Origin of the sequence: Bacillus altaicus, assembly GCF_042136375.2 — a bacterium.
GTDB classification, from domain to species: Bacteria; Bacillota; Bacilli; order Bacillales; family Bacillaceae_G; genus Bacillus_A; species Bacillus_A cereus_U.
The window spans coordinates 3,000,385-3,017,149 of the sequence record NZ_CM143394.1 but is presented as its reverse complement, the minus strand read 5'-3'; the positions used below and the strand labels follow the sequence as shown (position 1 = coordinate 3,017,149).

Genomic DNA, 16,765 nt, shown 5'->3' with positions numbered 1-16,765 from the left:
TGAAGTGTGTAATGAAAAGGATTGCAATTGTATCTGCATGGGAACCAGAGCTTACGTATTTGCATCAACATTATCCAAGTGAGCGTGTAGAAAAAAGAGCAGCTTGGGAATTTCATTTTCATTCTATTAATGAATTAGAAGTTATTTCAGTCGTAACTGGTGTCGGTAAAGTAAGTTCTGCTAGTTGTGTACAACTATTAATAAGTGAATTCCAACCAGACCAGTTATTTATGACAGGAATTTGCGGGAGCCTATCAGATAAAGTGAAAAATGGACACATCGTTGTAGCTCTTAATACTTTACAGCATGATGTTACAGCGGCTGGCTCAGGAGAAAATAGTTTTAATCTATATGATGGTAGAACAGCACCCATTGAAACAACTAAATCACTTGTAAAACGGATGAAGAAATTGCGTTCGTATGACCCGGTCCATTTTGGTACATTTCTATCTGGAGATCAACGTATTCGAAGTTCAGAAATGAGATATTTACTGCATACTGTATATGGTGCTTTAGCCGTTGATCAAGAAGTGGCAGCATTCGCTTACGTGTGTCATGTAAATAAAAAGCCCTTTTTATGTTTAAAAGCTGCTTCAGATCAAGCGAATGATAAAACGAAAGAAGAACAAAAGATTTTTAAAATGTTAGCATGTGAACGAGCATGTGAGCATTTAATTACTTTTTTACGTGTTTATGAGATTACTGTAGTTAACAATAGATAACAAGAGGGGGAATATCCCACTCATTTCAAATTAAGAGGTGAATTACAATTGCATACGTATTATGGAGAACTTTGTACAAAGATGTATGAAAGTGATAAATCAATTGCAGCCGGAAAAGAATTGGATTTTTATCTTTCTTTTGCAAAAGATAAAAATATACAAGTGCTAGAACCAATGTGTGGAAATGGTAGAATGTTAATTCCCTTTATGCAAAATGGTGTGAATATAGAAGGGTTCGATATTTCGAAAGATATGCTTAAAGTTTGTAAAGATAAAGCAGAAAAATTAAACTTAAAACCGCTTGTGTCACAAGGAAGAATAGAAAAATACTATAGTGATAAAAAATACGATCTTATTATGATTCCTATAGGTTCATTTTCACTTTTACCAAATAATTTAGTAGACACTAGTCTTAAAAATATGAAAAACAACTTAAAGGAAAATGGAAAATTACTTCTTACTGTTGTACAAGGCGGAAGTGAAACAGAACAAATTCTAGATTGGATAGAGACAAATAGAAAAGAAATTAACAATGAATTAATTGTTGAGTATAAAAAAGTATCATCTGATGAGGCGCAAAAGCTTTTAAATATTAAATTAAAATATGAAATCATTCATGATGAAAAAATAGTAGAAACTGAGATTATGGATTTTCCTATAAGACTATATAATTTAAAAGAATTTGAAAATATACTTATTGCTAATGGATTTAGTCAAATTGTTGTTCATGAAATAAAAGATGGATATGGTGGAGGGAATTCATTTCATGTGTTTGAATGTAGTATATAACAAGTTATAGCGGAGGAGTATACTTATATGATTCAATACAAAAGATGTAGTGAACTAAGTATAGATTTAGTGTATGAAGCGTTTAAGGATGGATTTTCAGATTACATTATTAAAATGGAAGTTTCAAAAGAAGATTTTATTAAAAGATTTTTTGGACCAGAAGGGAATATGCTAGAACACTCCTTTCTTGCTTTAGATGGCAATCAATCTGTTGGTGTAATACTTGGTGGTATAAAGGTCTATGAAAGTATAAAAACAATGCGCTGTGGAACTTTAGCTGTTCATCCGGATTATCGCGGCATTGGTGTAAGTCAAAAGTTATTTGGGCTGCATAAAGAAGAGGCGATTCAAAATGGATGCAAGCAACTCTTTCTTGAAGTAATTGTAGGTAATGACCGAGCGATTCATTTTTATAATAAATTTGGTTATGAAAAAGTATATGAACTTTCTTATTATAATTTAAATGATTTAACTAAAATAATTAATAAGGATATAAAAGGTATTGAAGTAAAACAAATAGAATTTCAATCATTTAAATTCGAAATTCAGAAATGGCTTAACTTCCATATAAATTGGCAAAATGATATGGATTATATCGAAAAAACAAATAATACAGTTTACGGTGCATATGTTGATAATGATTTAAAAGGCTCTATATGTGTAAATGAACAAGGTAAAATTAGCTTTATTTTCATAGACAAAGACTATAGAAATATTGGTGTTGCGTCGCAATTATTACAAGTAGTAAGTAAAGAATTGAAATTATCAAGATTATCAATTGGGTTTCCTAATAATAGTTTACTTGAGGGATTTTTAAAGAAATCTGGGTTTGAAAAGAATGCATTAGAACAATATGAAATGTACATTTTATTATAAAAGCAGAAGATATCATTCTTCCTGCTTTTTATTTTTGTAATGAAAATAAGGAGGAAATAATTAGTTTGTGCATAAAATGGGGGCTAAATAGTCAATATTCCCCCGTCGTACAACACCCGAAAATTGCCATTTTCTTTTTGTCCTTGGCAAGAACCCACCGCATTTTAGCGATTATGATTGTCTTATCCATACTAACGTCAAGGCTTGGTTTTCGCTCTTTTAGTATGTTGGCGAGTGATTGAAGATTTTACGGAACGAATCTTTTCTCGTACCAACCTCATATCTTCAGTTTTCAAAGAACAATCTGTATGAAATAATCATAGCGAATATTTAGATAATAACAAAGCCCTTTATTGTAAAAACACCGTAAAAATTATGTAATTGAGATTTATTTTTTTTGTAAAATCAAGTAAAATAATAAAAGAGAACATATATTCTATTTAAGGTAGAAGGAGGGTTATGAATAATGATAGCTATAATAGAGAAGCAAAATAATGAATACTTAGTACAATTTGATCGTCATCTTCCATTTACGATAGAAGAAGTTTGGTCTGTGTTAACAGATAATAACAAACTAAAAAAGTGGATGTCTAACTTACAAATAGAAGACCTTAAGACAGGTGGAATTATAAAGTTTGATATGATGGATGGTACATTTATAAGTATTGATATTTTAGAATGTCAAATGAATTCAGTTTTAGAATTCACATGGGATAAAGATCGTGTCCGATTTGAAATACATAAAAAAGAAAATGGATCCCTATTATTACTTAAAGAATTCATTCATGAATTCACAGATCATACTCCGAAAGATATAGCAGGTTGGCATATTTGTTTAGATCTTTTTTCTTCAGTTTTAGAAGGAGAAGAGAAAGAATTTTCAAAAGATGAGTGGGAGTATTGGTTTGACAAATATAAGGTTAAGATAAGACCGATGAGTTGAAAGGATATTAATTATATAATTGATATTCATTGTGTAATTATTATCTTATAAAAACGTTTTTTAAAAACAATAAGAATAGAGGTTACTATGAAAGTAAATCAATTAATTGCGAACAATATAAATAAATTAGACAAAGAAATACCGGTAAATCAATCATTTGGAATTGCTGGATTGTCTGGATCTGGTAAAACAACTTTTTGTCAAACAATTGGTGAAGAATCCAAGAAGCGCATTGTTTCCTTATTACCAAAGGCTGAGTATCAGTATTTATTTCCTAATATTATGGAAACTAATTTCAGTGCTATTAAGATGGAAGAAATGCCTTTAGTACTTTTTCTAGGGAAATCGTCTATTTCTTCTAATCCACGTTCAACGATTGGTACTCATACAGGTGTTTTTAAAGAGATACGTGAAAAGCTTGCTGAAAAATATAATCTTTCTCCTGAGGTCTTTTCATTTAATAACCAGTTAGGTTGGTGTCCTGGTTGTAAAGGACGCGGCACTACTAAAAATATTGAGTGTAAAAAATGCGAAGGAAGAAGATATAGTAAAGAAATTGAACAATATACAATTGAATTATTTGATAAACCACATACAATTTCAGATATTAATGATTTAAGTGTAGAATCTATTCTTTCGTTAGCCGCAGTTTTGAATATTAGTGAAGCGAAACAACATATTCTTCAAAACATTGTTAATATGAATATTGGTTATTTAACATTAAATCGGATCATGGGTACATTGTCAGGTGGAGAAATCACACGACTGTACTTGGCAGAATTTATGGCAGTAAGTGAAAATACTGTAATTATTATTGATGAAATTTCAGTAGGGCTTGATCATAAAACACTATTGAAAATTTTGGAAGAGATTAAACAATTAGGGTGTAAGAATCAAATTTGGCTTATTGATCATTCAGACACAGTACTTGATACAACTGATGAGCAATTGTTCTTTGGGCCAGGTAGCGGGAAATATGGCGGAACAATTGTTGAAGAATCACCAAGGCCAGAGCCAATAATTTGGGAAATAAATCATGAAATACCAACAGAATATTATGCATTCCATGATTTATATTGCCGTAACATCCAAATGATTGAATTTCAGATTCCTAAGAATAGACTTGTAACTGTTACAGGTGAATCTGGATGTGGTAAATCAACACTTGTTAATGAATGCATATCCAAATATTTCCTGAAACGATATCCAAAAGATAAACTAGTTATGGTAGGACAAGATCGAAATCAATCAATTACAAGTCGTTCAACCGTTGCGACTTTTCTTGATATTAAAAAGAAACTTACAAAATATAGTGAAGATATAGATGATATTTTTGAACGTTCGATTGAGGATATCATTGATGAACTTCCTAATGAAGATATCGCTTATAAACGTTTGAGTCTATTAATCAAACTTGGACTTGGTTATTTGACATTAGAACGAAAAACACAAACATTATCAACTGGTGAGTTTCAATGTGTTCATTTAGTTTCGGAGCTATTTGCAAAATCAAGAAACCCACATACACTATTTATTTTTGACGAGCCTTCAAAAGGTTTATCACAAAATATATTAAATCAATTTATCGATAGTGTCAGGGGGATTTTACAAGATGAATCAGTCTCTATCGTAATGATTGAACATAATGCCTATATGTTAGAAAGCTCTGATTTTATCGTTGATTTTGGTAAAAGACAACATGCATCTGTAGAACATCTTGATGTTGTGAGTCATGATGAGTATTATCGTCAAAAAAATGATATAGATAAAGTTACTCCATTACAAATCTCTTCAACACTGAATCAACAAAATGGAATTAACTACTTAGAAGAAAATCATATTTCTTATTTTAAAAATGCAGAAAACATCTACAAGGGTGGCATATTAAAAAGCTTATCATCAATGGCTCGTTTAATTTACGGTGAATATGAATCTGATACAATAGCACCTGTTGTTGCTATTGATCTCGAAAGACATTTGTATAGTCAATATAGTTTCTTATATGAAATTGGTGGATTGATCAATCATATTGTAGCTGCTCATCCGACTAATAAAGATACGAGAAGTTTCGATTTTTATTCTCAGGATAATCATTGCCCATCATGTTCAGGACGTCTTAAGATAGAAATCTTTGATAAGGAAATTGTAATTCAAGATAAAAACATTCCATTTTGGGATGGTCTATTCTATCCGGAAATCATGAAAATATTAAAGTTTTATCAATATGAGAAAATAGAATTTCTATTTGAAGAAATTAAAAATGAGCTAGGTCACGATTTGACGAAGAGCTATGATGATATGTCTGAGGAAGAGAAACATACATTTTGGTACGGCTATTTTGATAAGTCCTTTTATGATAAGAAAGGAAAGACACGTAGAACATGGGTAGGATTTAATACGATTATTGGCGGGTATATTGTTATTTCAAAAGCAGCTATTAAAGAAGATATTAAGGCTTCTAAAGAAATGATGACATGTCCAATTTGTGAGGGGACTGTATTAAATCACCATAAATCGCTTAAGTTCGGAGATACAGATATTCGTGATATTATTAACCAGCCACTAAACGAAGTATTAAAAATTGTAGGAGATTTACCTGTACTCATCAAATTGAAATCTATCGTAGGTGACGATATGATTATGACAGAAGATCTCTCTTTGCTGTCTAGGAAAACACAAGTCGCACTGAAAATGTTTGAATTAGAACAAGTAAGCTTTTCAAACTATGAAATGGTTTTCCAAAATGTATTACCATTCTGGGGCGAAATTAAAGGTAATATTGAATCCATCAGCAATAATAATAAGGTGACTATTTGTGATTTCCAAAATGTCAATGAAACAAGAGAAACTATCATAGATAAGTATTTCACAAATGGAAAATATAAAAAACTAACATATGTGTATGAAGCATTTGGTTACAAAAAGTTAGTTACCCAAATTAATAAAATTAAAAAAAGCAATCCATGTCCATTCTGTAACGGAAAGAAAGTAATAACAGAAGATAACCTGCATGACGGTGTGTTTAAATTAACAATTCCGTGTGTAACTTGTAATGCAAGTGGTATTAACGATGAAGGACGTAAAGAAATCGTCGATGACATAAACGTAGAAACATGGTTAACTGGAAAAGTTAGTAATGTTGTAGATGAAAGCTTACGAACTGAGGATGTTGCAGACATTCTAATATTTAATCGAATTCGTGAGTTGAATAAGCGAGAAATGATGGCAGTTTATGAATGTCTTGAGAAAAATAATTAAACTAAGAAGAATAAAAAATATTGGTCAGTTAGGGATTAAAAACTCATTTGCAATAATTTGCAAGTGAGTTTTTGTTTGGAGAAGAACTTGTTGGTTTTAAAATTTAAATTTAGTTTGACAAAAGATTTAAAAAAAGTCACTTGTAATACTTAAATAATTTATTTGTAAATTATAAGTTGAAAGATATAGCAGGTGGGCAAACATGATTAAATATGTTTTTACTAAGTTTTAGTAGGAACTACATCGGTGAGATGGAGTGTTAACGCTTTAATAATAATAATTTATTATATAATTATTATTGTATAAAAATTATTTTTTCAGGATGATAAATAAAACTCTGGATTCTATATCGGATTAGATGAAAAGAATCTGAGGTTTTTCTGATTTTTTAAATTTAACAGAAATATATACTTGAATGAAGTATATATTTCTGTTAAATTTATCCTATGGATAGAACAAGTTTAATTAAAGGGAATTTAGAAATGTGTGTATTGTCTATTTTGTCTACAAAGAAAAGTTATGGTTATGAAATTATGAAAGAACTCGAAGTACATAATTTAAAATTGAAAGGAGTAGGAAGTATTTATCCCATTTTAACTAAACTGAAAAATCAAGAGTGGGTTAATACTTATCAAGAGGTGACGGATAGTGGTAAAGTTAGGATTTATTACGAAATTAATGAAAATGGAAAATTACGTCTTGAGAAGAAAGTTAATGAATGGTTAGAGTTGCAATCTGATATTAAAATATTATTAAAGAGTGGTTTGAAAGGAGACCTTCTGAAATGAGGAATGAATTAAAAGATAAAGAACAGCAATTTTTAACTGGCGTACTTAAGGAATTAAAGCAATACGATATAAGTTTAGAAGAAAGGGAAAATATTAAACAACAAATTTTAGAGCATATCCAAGAATGTCGTGAACATGGTGAGGAAAGTATAAATGACCTAGGAACGCCTCAATTATTTGTTCAAGACTTTTTGGAGATAAATGAAATTGATCTGCGAGTGAAAATGAAACAACTTCAAAATGTAAATAAAAAATCTAATACATTAATCATAATTGGCATATTCGTCGCATTTATTACGTACCTCATTTCACAAACTACACTTTCAATATTTTTAACTGAATCCCTTAATCCAACCAACAGTGAAAATAACTTTAATTTTAATCTTTTATATCGAATAGCAGAAAATCAATGGTGGAACTCTATATTAATAATGATTAGTTTTACGTTCTCTGTAGTAGTATTTATTAGCTTAGTAAGTTATAAAAAAAGAAAGTTATCTAAAGTATAATGAAGAAAACTATCTATAAAGTATTTCTAATTTGCATACTTTGTAATGTATTAATGTTATGTATTGTACATTCAAAAGTTTACGCTCAGCAAAATATTAGAGTTACTTTAGATATTTATATTGAAAAATTTTTAAAGGAACATAAAATCCCAGGAGCTTCAGTAGCTATTGTACATAATAGAGATGTATTTTACACAAAATTATGGGGGGTTACTGGAGAATCTGAAAAAAAGATAACTAGTAAAACACCATTTGCAATTGGATCAATAAGTAAATCTTTAACTGGTCTAGCTATAGTGAAGTTAATAGAAAATAAAAAAATAAATTTAGAGGATTCAGTTCAACAACATCTTCCTTGGTTTAAAGTAAAAGATAATCAATCGGCCTCAAATATAACAATCCAACATCTACTAACACATTCAAGTGGAATGAGTACCTATGAAGGTTTAGCATTATCAGATAAGCAATCAAAGACTACTACGGCTATAAAAGAAAATGTAATGAAACTGTCGAATGTAACATTAACTGCTCCCCCAGGACAAAAATATCAATATAGTAATGCAAATTATCTCGTTCTTGGTGCACTTATTGAGGAAGTTTCAAAAGAGACATACTCTACTTATATGGAGAAGCAAATTTTCCAGCCATTAAGAATGAATGGTGCAGCAGCAAATAGTGAAGATTCTTATAAAAAGGGTTATTTAACAGGTTATCAATCATGGTTTGGAATACCAAGAAAAAGTGCGGTGTCGTATGATAATGGTGGGTCACCATATGGCTATATTACAGCAAATCTAGAAGATATGATTCAATTCATTAAGTTTTTGAATCACCAAGAGCATACACAATTTTTAAATAAAGATAGTATGGATCTTTATTTATCTTCATTATACAAAATAGATTCAGCGAAATATTATGGTTTTGGACTGAGGACAACAAATGTAAATGGAAACGAAAAGATGGTTTGGCATTCAGGCTCAACTCCTGATTCACATGCAGAAATATTTATTTTAAATGAAACTGGCTGGGGTGTTGTGATTTTAACGAATAAAAATCATGTTTTAGAAGAAGCATCACTACCAGAATTTAAAAAAGGGATTATTAATATTTTGAATGGTGAAGAACCGGTTGATATACCAAAAAATATACCAATAGTTCAAATTGTTATGTCAATATTAATATTCGCACTTTTCATTACAGCAATTATGCTAATAATAAAGTATAAACGTAAGAAAATCCGTAAAAAAATGATCTGGTTTTTTCTAGGGAGTTTGTTTCTAATATTATCTATTATTTTAATTCCACTTCTTATTTATAGTACAAATTCACCGTGGCAGACAATTAAAATGTTTGCTGCAGATGTAGCTTTACTCACTAGTATTATAGTTATGTTATTGACCGTAAATGGATTAATATCAATATGTATTGCATTGAAAAGTAAATTGGTAAATGAATCATAAGGGTTTTTAATTATGTAAATATAATATATTAAATAATCACTTAAACCGTTATAAATAGTTGACTCTCACACTATGTCATTGTTTAAGCTTAAGTTGAGCTTCGAATAATTGTAATAAATAGGAGGAGCTAATGTTCAAAATAGGGGATTTTTCAAAACTTTCTTTCATTAGCATACGTATGTTGAGACATTACGATAAAGTGGAATTATTGCAGCCAGAAAAAGTAGATGAACAAAATGGCTATCGCTATTATTCCGCTGCACAATTAAAGAAAGTAAATCAAATTCAAACGTTAAAAGATATGGGATTTAATATTGCTGCTATTAAAGAAATAGTAGAGAGTGAAAATATTGAAGTAATAAAATCGCAATTTGTAAATCGTAGTGCTCAAATAAAGGAAGACATGCACAATCTCCAAAAACAATTACGTTTCCTCGAAGACTTACTGAAAACGATGAGAGAGGATTTTGTTGAGATGAACTATCATGTTTCGTTAAAAGAAATTCCAGAAAGAAAAGTAGCAAGCGTTAGAAAGGTTATTCCATCTTATAATTGCGAAGGAGATTTATGGAGTATTTTAATGCAAGAAATTAATGTTAAAAATATTAGTATAGCTAATCCAAGTTATAGTATTGCTGTCTTCCATGATCAAGAATACAAGGGAAATGATGTAGATGTAGAAATACAGCTAAATATTTTAGGGAAGTACGAAAATACAAAAGATGTTCATTTTAAAAAGATAGAGCCAATCAAGGTAGCATCTATAATAGTAAACGGAAGTTATGAACAAATGACAGACGTAAATGAAGCAGCGGCAAAATGGATTGAAGCGGAAGGTTATGAATTAACGGGATCGATGTTTAATATTTATCATGTTAGCCCCGCGATGGAATCGAATCCTAATAAGTGGGTTACTGAGGTTTGTTATCCAATTAAATAATGATAAAGAAAAATGGCATTATTGATATGCCTTTTTTCTTTAGGCTCTTTTCGTAAATAATGTTGCTTTATTGCGTAAGAATTTTATCCTTATTGATTTCATGAGATTTTTACGCATAATTATAACTAAGGGAGATGATTCCAAGTTGAGTAAACAGAATATCAGCACAACAGTTTCAGGAGATTTAATTGTTACCCATCTAATTGGCAAGATTAAAACAGATGATGTTTATGAATGGTTTAATGGCTTCGAGCAGGTTTGTCAGCAATTTATTTCTGAGGGTCGGAAATTCAAATTGTTGGTGGATAGAAAAGGATACACACCAGATCATTTTTCTGTTCAAAAAGTATGGAAAGATAAGTTCTTCAATGAAACCATTTTGAATCACAGTAAGGCAATTGCGTTTCTCCTTGAAGAAGGGGAGATAATGAATTATTTACAACAATCCAATACAAAAGAATCTGTGAAATTCTTTGATGATTATGAACAAGCATTAATTTGGTTGAATGAATATCCAATATAAAACCTTTATTGAACCAGTTGCTCTCAATCAATTGGTTTTTTATGCCCGTAATGTTGCCGTTGTCATAAAATTCACTTGCTTACAAGCTTCCAACACTATTGTTTTTCTTCGCAGATTGAAGATCCTACATTATTAGATCACTTTCTAAATTAATAATACTAGCCTCCTCAATACTAGTTAATCTAAGGAGGCGTTAAATTTTTACAAATTAATGATATGTGTATCCTCCATCAGGAAACAATACGTTTCCAGTAGTAAAACTATTTTGCATTAAATACAGGACGGTATGTGCAATTTCGTCATTATATCCAGCTCGCTGTACAAGAGAAAGAGATTTATAATCTTGGCTAGTCTTTTTTCGTTTTGTTCATTCTCTCTTCGTATCGTTCCAGGAGAAACAACATTAACTCTAATTGGAGCTAATTCAACAGCTAAAGCTTTCCCTAAACTTTCAATAGCGCCATTACAAGCTCCGTAAGCAGGCGCTCCTTTAAGTGGCCTTTGACTAAATGCACCGGACATTAATACTATAGATCCAGAGTTTGAGAGAAAAGGAATTGCATATTTTACGGCATAATATTGTGGCCAAAACTTTCCGTTAAAGCTGCTTTCGGGGATATCATCCGTAGCAGTTATTGACCCAAGTGTATAAGAGGCACCTGGTGTGAACAAATGATCAAAATTACCAACTTTCTTGAAAAAATCTTGTAACTGTTTCTTATTTTGATTATCCACTATATAAGTTTGAAGGTTGTTGTTATTTATTAATTCTCGAGCAGCCTTTAACTTTACTTCTGAGCGCCCTGCAATAATAACATGTGCTCCTTGTTCAATTGCTTGTTTCGCCGTAGCTAATCCAATACCAGAACTCCCACCAATGATAACGATATGTTTATCTTTTAATACAGTAATGGACATGATTAAACATCTCCCTTAATATAAGATTTAAAATGAAATTGTGTTGTTTTTATTATTCGTTAAAAAATGACTATTGAAAAGTACGCACTTTATATGTAATTAGTCGCAACTTTCGTACTAATCGCTTGTTATACGGATACATAATATAAAAAATTACTCATTATAATTTATGATTTGAGGGGAGTGGTGAGGAAAATGAATTTAGAGGAACCGAAATTAAAAGGAGTAATAGCGACATTACAAATAATCGGGGGGAAATGGAAACCACTTATTTTATTTATATTATTAACAGATGGAACAAAACGGTTTGGTGAATTAAAGCGATTAATACCAGACATATCTCAAGGAACATTAGCGAAGCAGCTTCGTGAATTAGAGCAAGATCAACTAATAAAACGTGAAATTTATCAAGAAATACCACCTAAAGTTGAATATAGCTTATCTGAACATGGAAAAACAGTCAGTATTGTTTTAGATAGTATGTGTGGTTGGGGAAGGGCACATTTAAAATATATCGATAAAAACAAACTGTAATATTATTATGTAAACTGAATGCGATGTGTGGATATATATATTATCTTAATAATTCGTATTTTATAATATATAATTAAATAATGTTACAAGTTATTATACATATAATCTTCCAAATGAGGTGGGATAGATGGAATGGCGTATTGTTCGAAGTAACTAGTTGTTTGGGGCTGAAAAAATGCGTAGCAGATATAAAAGAAGACGTAAGCCCTTTCACGATAATATCAACTATGATTCTATTTCGAGAATCATCTAAACAGTTAATGCATTTTTACAAAGGGGAAATAATAAAATGAATGAATTAGAGTATAAAAGTTTTTATGATAAAGTGGGACGATTAAATGGGTGGGACTTTAGTAAGCTAAAGTGTGAAACTGTAGGTGACACTTGGGACTTTTATGGCGAAGTGCAAGAAAGATGTAAACCATCAGATATTCTACTTGATGTTGGCACAGGTGGAGGAGAGAATATATTAAAAATAGCATCTTCAGCTGCATTACTGATTGGAATAGATAATTCTAATGGAATGATCAAAACAGCACATTCCAACTTGAAAAAATCAGGTATAGAAAACGTTGAGTTTCTTCAAATGGATTCTGAATCTTTAACGTTTCCGCATGATCATTTTGATATTGCTTCAAGTTGTCATGCACCGTTTGTAGCATCTGAATTAGCAAAAGTAATGAAAAAAGGTGCTTTTTTCTTAACACAACAAGTTAGTGAGCATGATAAATTAAATTTAAAAGAAGCATTTGGAAGAGGGCAATGTTTAGGTGAAAGAGATGGTACGTTAAAAGATAAATATATGGGTGAACTCATTAGTGCAGGATTTGAACTCGTACAAGTACGTGAATATGATGTTACTGATTATTATAGTACGCCTGAAGATCTCATTTTTTTATTAAAACATACGCCTATTATTCCTAGATTTGGAGAAGTGGAAGAGGATTTTAATATTTTACAAAAGTTCATTGACACTAATAGTTCTGAAAAAGGTATTCGTACGAATTCAAAAAGGTTTATGATTATTGCTGTTAAATCATAGTGTATTATTGTATTACTTCGAGCTACAGTTCCGCATATATGGGATGAATATAGAGATGCAACAGTGAAAATTTTCAAATTAAAAACTGGCGCGAAAGTAAAATTAATCCCTGACACTACACATTTGTTGCATTGGGATAAACCAGAAGTTGTTATAGCGGAAATAAAAAGTAATTGGAGCTAACATATTCATACTAAAGTTGTAGTTTTTATATAAAAAATCCATCCTTCGGTTTGATTTTATCTATTTATAAGTGTAATACAATAAGAATAGATAATAAGAAACAAGGGGGAATGTAAAGTGATTACAGATATAAAACTACAAACGGTTTCTATAGAAGGGGTAAAACAAGTTTATAAAGACATATTATCTTTTCCAATAAAAAAAGAAACCGCATCATTTATTCAATTTGAAGTAACACCGTATACAACAATTAGTTTTCAAGAAGTATATGAACCAATTGCACCTGCGCATTTCGCCTTTGAGATTCCATATTCAAAATTTCATGAAACAGTAAGATGGCTTGAAGGTTCTGGATTACTCATTGTGAAATGGAAAGATGGAAATACAATTGGTGAGGAGAGCGGTCTATTCAATTTATACTTTAAAGATAGTGATGGAAATCTTCTCGAAATTATCGCACATAGTTATGTTAAAGAAGAGGTATTAGTCCCGAATTCACCGTTAAACATTTTATACGTAAGGGAAATTGGTCTTCCGGTTAAAAGTGTGCCTGTATTTACGGAATGGTTGAAATCAAATCTAGACATGAAAACGAAGGAAGATGGGGATATTTTCAACTTTGTTATAGGTGGCACTGCATATATCGTTGCAACCTGGTGGCAGCGACCGTGGATTCCCATTGCGATGAAAGCTTTACCACCGAAAGTACATGTTTCATTCGGAACACCGGATCATGCATTTTTACAAAAAATCCAAAATAAATTTAAGAAAAATAATGTTCCATTTGAAAGTAAACAAAATGAAATATCATTTATTCAGCAAGGGTATTCATTTTCTATTTTGCATACACAGGAGTTTCATTCCGATATTCCTAGAAAATTAAACTTACCCCTTTCTATATAATTATAGGAAGGGGTAAGTTTAATTTGTTTTAAGGAATAAGCTTAGTTATTATGCTGATTTAACATTTGAGCTATTCCTTGACCAAATGACCAAATCTCTATAGGTGTCTCATGTAAAGTAATGAAAACATCAGCAGTAGAGATATGTAAAATATTAGCCGTACTAGCGGCTATAGCTTTATACAAATCTTTTTTTTGATTAATTGTTCTTCCTGGTCCACATGTAATAGAAACATAAATCATATTATGGGATCTTTTTGTTGGATCTTCTAATAGATAAGATGAATCATAAAAAAGCTGATGAGGCGGATAAGGTAAAAACATTTGGAAATAATCATTTTCAGGGATATTAAAATGTTTAATTAACGAATGATGAATTTGAATACTTACATTTTTTAATAACTTATTATCGGATAATTTTTCAGGGTGATAAACGGTTACAAATGGCATATTAGAGCACTTCCTTTCTTGTGGTTTTAGTTTACTTCCAATACTTCCATTTGTATAATTGAAAATATATTAAATTATTATCAATTAAACCGATGAAGATGGTGTATCAAATGGAAATGAAAGAATTACTTACCTTTAAAAAAATTATTGAAGAAGGAACATTTTCACAAGCGGCTAAACAATTAAACTATGCACAATCAACAGTAACAACACATATAAAAAAGCTGGAAAATGAAATTGGTTTTCTTTTGTTTGAAAGAGGATGGGATGCAAGATTAACAGAAGAGGGCAAACTTTTTGCAGAGGAGGTAGAAAACTTATTAACACACTGGGAGTATTCCATATCTCAAGCACAACGTATTAGTAATGAAGAGAGAGGGAGTTTAAGAATTGGCCTATTAGAATCTGTTGCTAAAAGGTTAATGCCGATAATTTTAAAGTTTTTAAACGCTGAAAAACCATATATACATTGTGATTTTGTAGTGGGAAATACAGCGCTTTTATCAGAAATGATAAAACATAATAAGATTGATTTTGCGGTGTGCGGAAATAATAAAAATATATCAAATGTAAAATTCACTCCAATATGTGATGAACAGATTGAATTTATAGTAAATCATCCGAAGCATCCTTTATTACAAAAAGAATTTGTTGAAGTATTTGATATTATAGATTACCCCATAATTGTAGGTGAAAATAGTTGTTATTCCTATCAATCTGTAAGTTCTTTCTTAGCGGAAAATAATTTATCTTTTAAAAGAGTATACAATTGTAGTGCGTTAAACCTTATTCCGCAAATGCTCTTTGGGAATGCCATAGGAATTATCCCGAAAGGTACAATTTTAAATGAAGAAGTTCTATCCTTTAAGATTAAAAATTTTAATTCTAAAATTCCGATTGGTATATTAATTTCTACTAAAAATAAAAATTATTTAAGTCAAACGAAACGAAAAATTGTTAATCTCATTAAAGAATCTTTATAACTGTGTAAAAAATAAAATATATGTTATTTCCGATACGTATATAATCTTTGTAATTTCAAAGATTGTTGCAATAACAGCATTTATATGAGCAGAAGGATTTCCTACCGTATATAGTGAATTTAAAACAAGGGTGTCAGGAATAATACTATGTGTTTTAAGGAGGGAAAACTTGAATTTAGGTGAGCCGATAGCTAAAGGAAATAACTCGAAGATATATCTTTATGAAAATAAAATCATTAAATTATTTGAGGAATATCTTCCGGATACAGAGTCTATTAATGAAGCAAAAAAACAAAAATACGCATATTCATGTGGACTACCAGTTCCAAATGTATTTGATGTGACAAAGGTGCAAGATAGACAAGCTATTATTATGGAATATGTAAAAGGGGACAATATTGGTGATCTCCTGCTTAATAATCTAAATGAGGCAGAGCATTACATCAGTATTTGTGTTAATGAACAAAAAAAGATTCATGCTATATGTGTGAATACAGATGAAATGGAATCAATGAGAGAAAGGTTAGAGCGTCAAATTAAATCTGTACATAAATTGGATGAAAACCAAAAGGAAAATATATTAAAAAAGTTAAATTCGATTGTATTTGATTCTAGACTATGCCACGGAGATTTCCATCCGTTTAATTTAATTTTGGGTATTGAGAACGTGAAAATAATAGATTGGGTAGATGCTAGTTCAGGTGATATTCAGGCAGATGTGTTTCGAACATACTTATTATACTCACAATCTTCAATAGAGTTAGCTGAAATGTATTTACATATATATTGCAGAAATACTGGCTTATCAAGAGATGAGATTTTTCAATGGGCTCCTATTATTATTGCAGCTAGATTGTCTGAGAAAGTATCTCCGCAAAACGCAGTATATTTAAATAGATTACTAGATCAGTATGTTTAATTAAAAAAATAAATACGATCTAGTAA

16 protein-coding genes and 2 pseudogenes are annotated in these 16,765 nt (G+C 30.6%); 16 read left to right on the top strand and 2 right to left on the bottom strand.

The annotated features are described in order from the left end of the window. Window positions 1–11: 11 nt before the first annotated feature. The 10 genes from mtnN (at window position 12) to ACE38F_RS15690 (ending at window position 10,808) form a co-directional block, all read left to right on the top strand. Complete coding sequence (gene mtnN / locus ACE38F_RS15735; protein WP_375369123.1) at window positions 12–722, top strand: 5'-methylthioadenosine/S-adenosylhomocysteine nucleosidase; 711 nt, start codon at window positions 12–14, stop codon at window positions 720–722. A gap of 48 nt (window positions 723–770) precedes the next feature. Beyond that, complete coding sequence (locus ACE38F_RS15730; protein WP_375369122.1) at window positions 771–1,511, top strand: class I SAM-dependent methyltransferase; 741 nt, start codon at window positions 771–773, stop codon at window positions 1,509–1,511. Between the two features lie 27 nt (window positions 1,512–1,538). Further along, window positions 1,539–2,387: a GNAT family N-acetyltransferase gene (locus ACE38F_RS15725; RefSeq protein WP_375369121.1), complete on the top strand. Its 849-nt coding sequence runs from the start codon at window positions 1,539–1,541 to the stop codon at window positions 2,385–2,387. A gap of 466 nt (window positions 2,388–2,853) precedes the next feature. Then, a complete protein-coding gene (locus ACE38F_RS15720) occupies window positions 2,854–3,330 on the top strand; it encodes an SRPBCC family protein (RefSeq protein WP_375369120.1) in 477 nt (158 codons plus the stop codon). A gap of 87 nt (window positions 3,331–3,417) precedes the next feature. Then, entirely contained in the window at window positions 3,418–6,588 is a 3,171-nt protein-coding gene (locus tag ACE38F_RS15715; protein WP_375369119.1) for an ATP-binding cassette domain-containing protein, read from the top strand. 446 nt (window positions 6,589–7,034) lie between these two features. Further along, on the top strand, window positions 7,035–7,376 hold the full coding sequence (locus tag ACE38F_RS15710; RefSeq protein ID WP_002085418.1) for a PadR family transcriptional regulator: 342 nt from the start codon (window positions 7,035–7,037) through the stop codon (window positions 7,374–7,376). Next, a complete protein-coding gene (locus ACE38F_RS15705; protein WP_375369118.1) occupies window positions 7,373–7,885 on the top strand; it encodes a DUF1129 domain-containing protein in 513 nt (170 codons plus the stop codon). Before ACE38F_RS15710 ends, ACE38F_RS15705 begins: the two co-directional genes overlap by 4 nt. Next, window positions 7,885–9,345 carry a serine hydrolase domain-containing protein gene (locus ACE38F_RS15700; protein WP_375369117.1) on the top strand — a complete coding sequence of 487 codons (1,461 nt, stop codon included), beginning with the start codon at window positions 7,885–7,887 and terminating at the stop codon, window positions 9,343–9,345. Before ACE38F_RS15705 ends, ACE38F_RS15700 begins: the two co-directional genes overlap by 1 nt. Window positions 9,346–9,475: 130 nt before the next feature. Beyond that, the gene (locus ACE38F_RS15695; protein ID WP_375369115.1) at window positions 9,476–10,285 is read left to right on the top strand and encodes a MerR family transcriptional regulator; all 810 of its coding nucleotides are present in this window, start codon (window positions 9,476–9,478) and stop codon (window positions 10,283–10,285) included. A gap of 100 nt (window positions 10,286–10,385) precedes the next feature. Then, window positions 10,386–10,808: an STAS/SEC14 domain-containing protein gene (locus tag ACE38F_RS15690; RefSeq protein WP_375369348.1), complete on the top strand. Its 423-nt coding sequence runs from the start codon at window positions 10,386–10,388 to the stop codon at window positions 10,806–10,808. Between the two features lie 208 nt (window positions 10,809–11,016). Here the strand turns inward: ACE38F_RS15690 and ACE38F_RS15685 are convergent. Then, window positions 11,017–11,726: pseudogene (locus tag ACE38F_RS15685) on the bottom strand (SDR family oxidoreductase). 195 nt (window positions 11,727–11,921) lie between these two features. Between ACE38F_RS15685 and ACE38F_RS15680 the strand changes: the two are divergent. From ACE38F_RS15680 to ACE38F_RS15665, 4 genes and pseudogenes are all read left to right on the top strand, one after another. Beyond that, window positions 11,922–12,260, top strand: coding sequence for a winged helix-turn-helix transcriptional regulator (locus tag ACE38F_RS15680; protein ID WP_375369114.1), 339 nt, complete (start codon window positions 11,922–11,924; stop codon window positions 12,258–12,260). Window positions 12,261–12,549: 289 nt separating this feature from the next. Then, the gene (locus tag ACE38F_RS15675) at window positions 12,550–13,302 is read left to right on the top strand and encodes a class I SAM-dependent methyltransferase (RefSeq protein WP_375369113.1); all 753 of its coding nucleotides are present in this window, start codon (window positions 12,550–12,552) and stop codon (window positions 13,300–13,302) included. A 6-nt stretch (window positions 13,303–13,308) separates the two neighbouring features. Further along, window positions 13,309–13,485: pseudogene (locus tag ACE38F_RS15670) on the top strand (alpha/beta hydrolase); the annotation flags it as partial. 117 nt (window positions 13,486–13,602) lie between these two features. Further along, window positions 13,603–14,388, top strand: a complete 786-nt coding sequence (locus tag ACE38F_RS15665; RefSeq protein ID WP_375369111.1) for a VOC family protein — start codon at window positions 13,603–13,605, stop codon at window positions 14,386–14,388. Between the two features lie 41 nt (window positions 14,389–14,429). On the opposite strand, the gene ACE38F_RS15660 is transcribed toward ACE38F_RS15665, so the two are convergent. Further along, window positions 14,430–14,837 (bottom strand): tautomerase family protein, encoded by a 408-nt coding sequence (locus ACE38F_RS15660; RefSeq protein WP_375369110.1) that lies wholly within the window; start codon window positions 14,835–14,837, stop codon window positions 14,430–14,432. 110 nt (window positions 14,838–14,947) lie between these two features. Between ACE38F_RS15660 and ACE38F_RS15655 the strand changes: the two genes are divergently transcribed. Together ACE38F_RS15655 and ACE38F_RS15650 are read left to right on the top strand one after the other, a co-directional pair. Beyond that, window positions 14,948–15,820 carry a LysR family transcriptional regulator gene (locus ACE38F_RS15655; protein WP_375369108.1) on the top strand — a complete coding sequence of 291 codons (873 nt, stop codon included), beginning with the start codon at window positions 14,948–14,950 and terminating at the stop codon, window positions 15,818–15,820. 169 nt (window positions 15,821–15,989) lie between these two features. Beyond that, on the top strand, window positions 15,990–16,739 hold the full coding sequence (locus ACE38F_RS15650; protein ID WP_375369107.1) for an aminoglycoside phosphotransferase family protein: 750 nt from the start codon (window positions 15,990–15,992) through the stop codon (window positions 16,737–16,739). The last annotated feature ends 26 nt before the right edge of the window (window positions 16,740–16,765 follow it).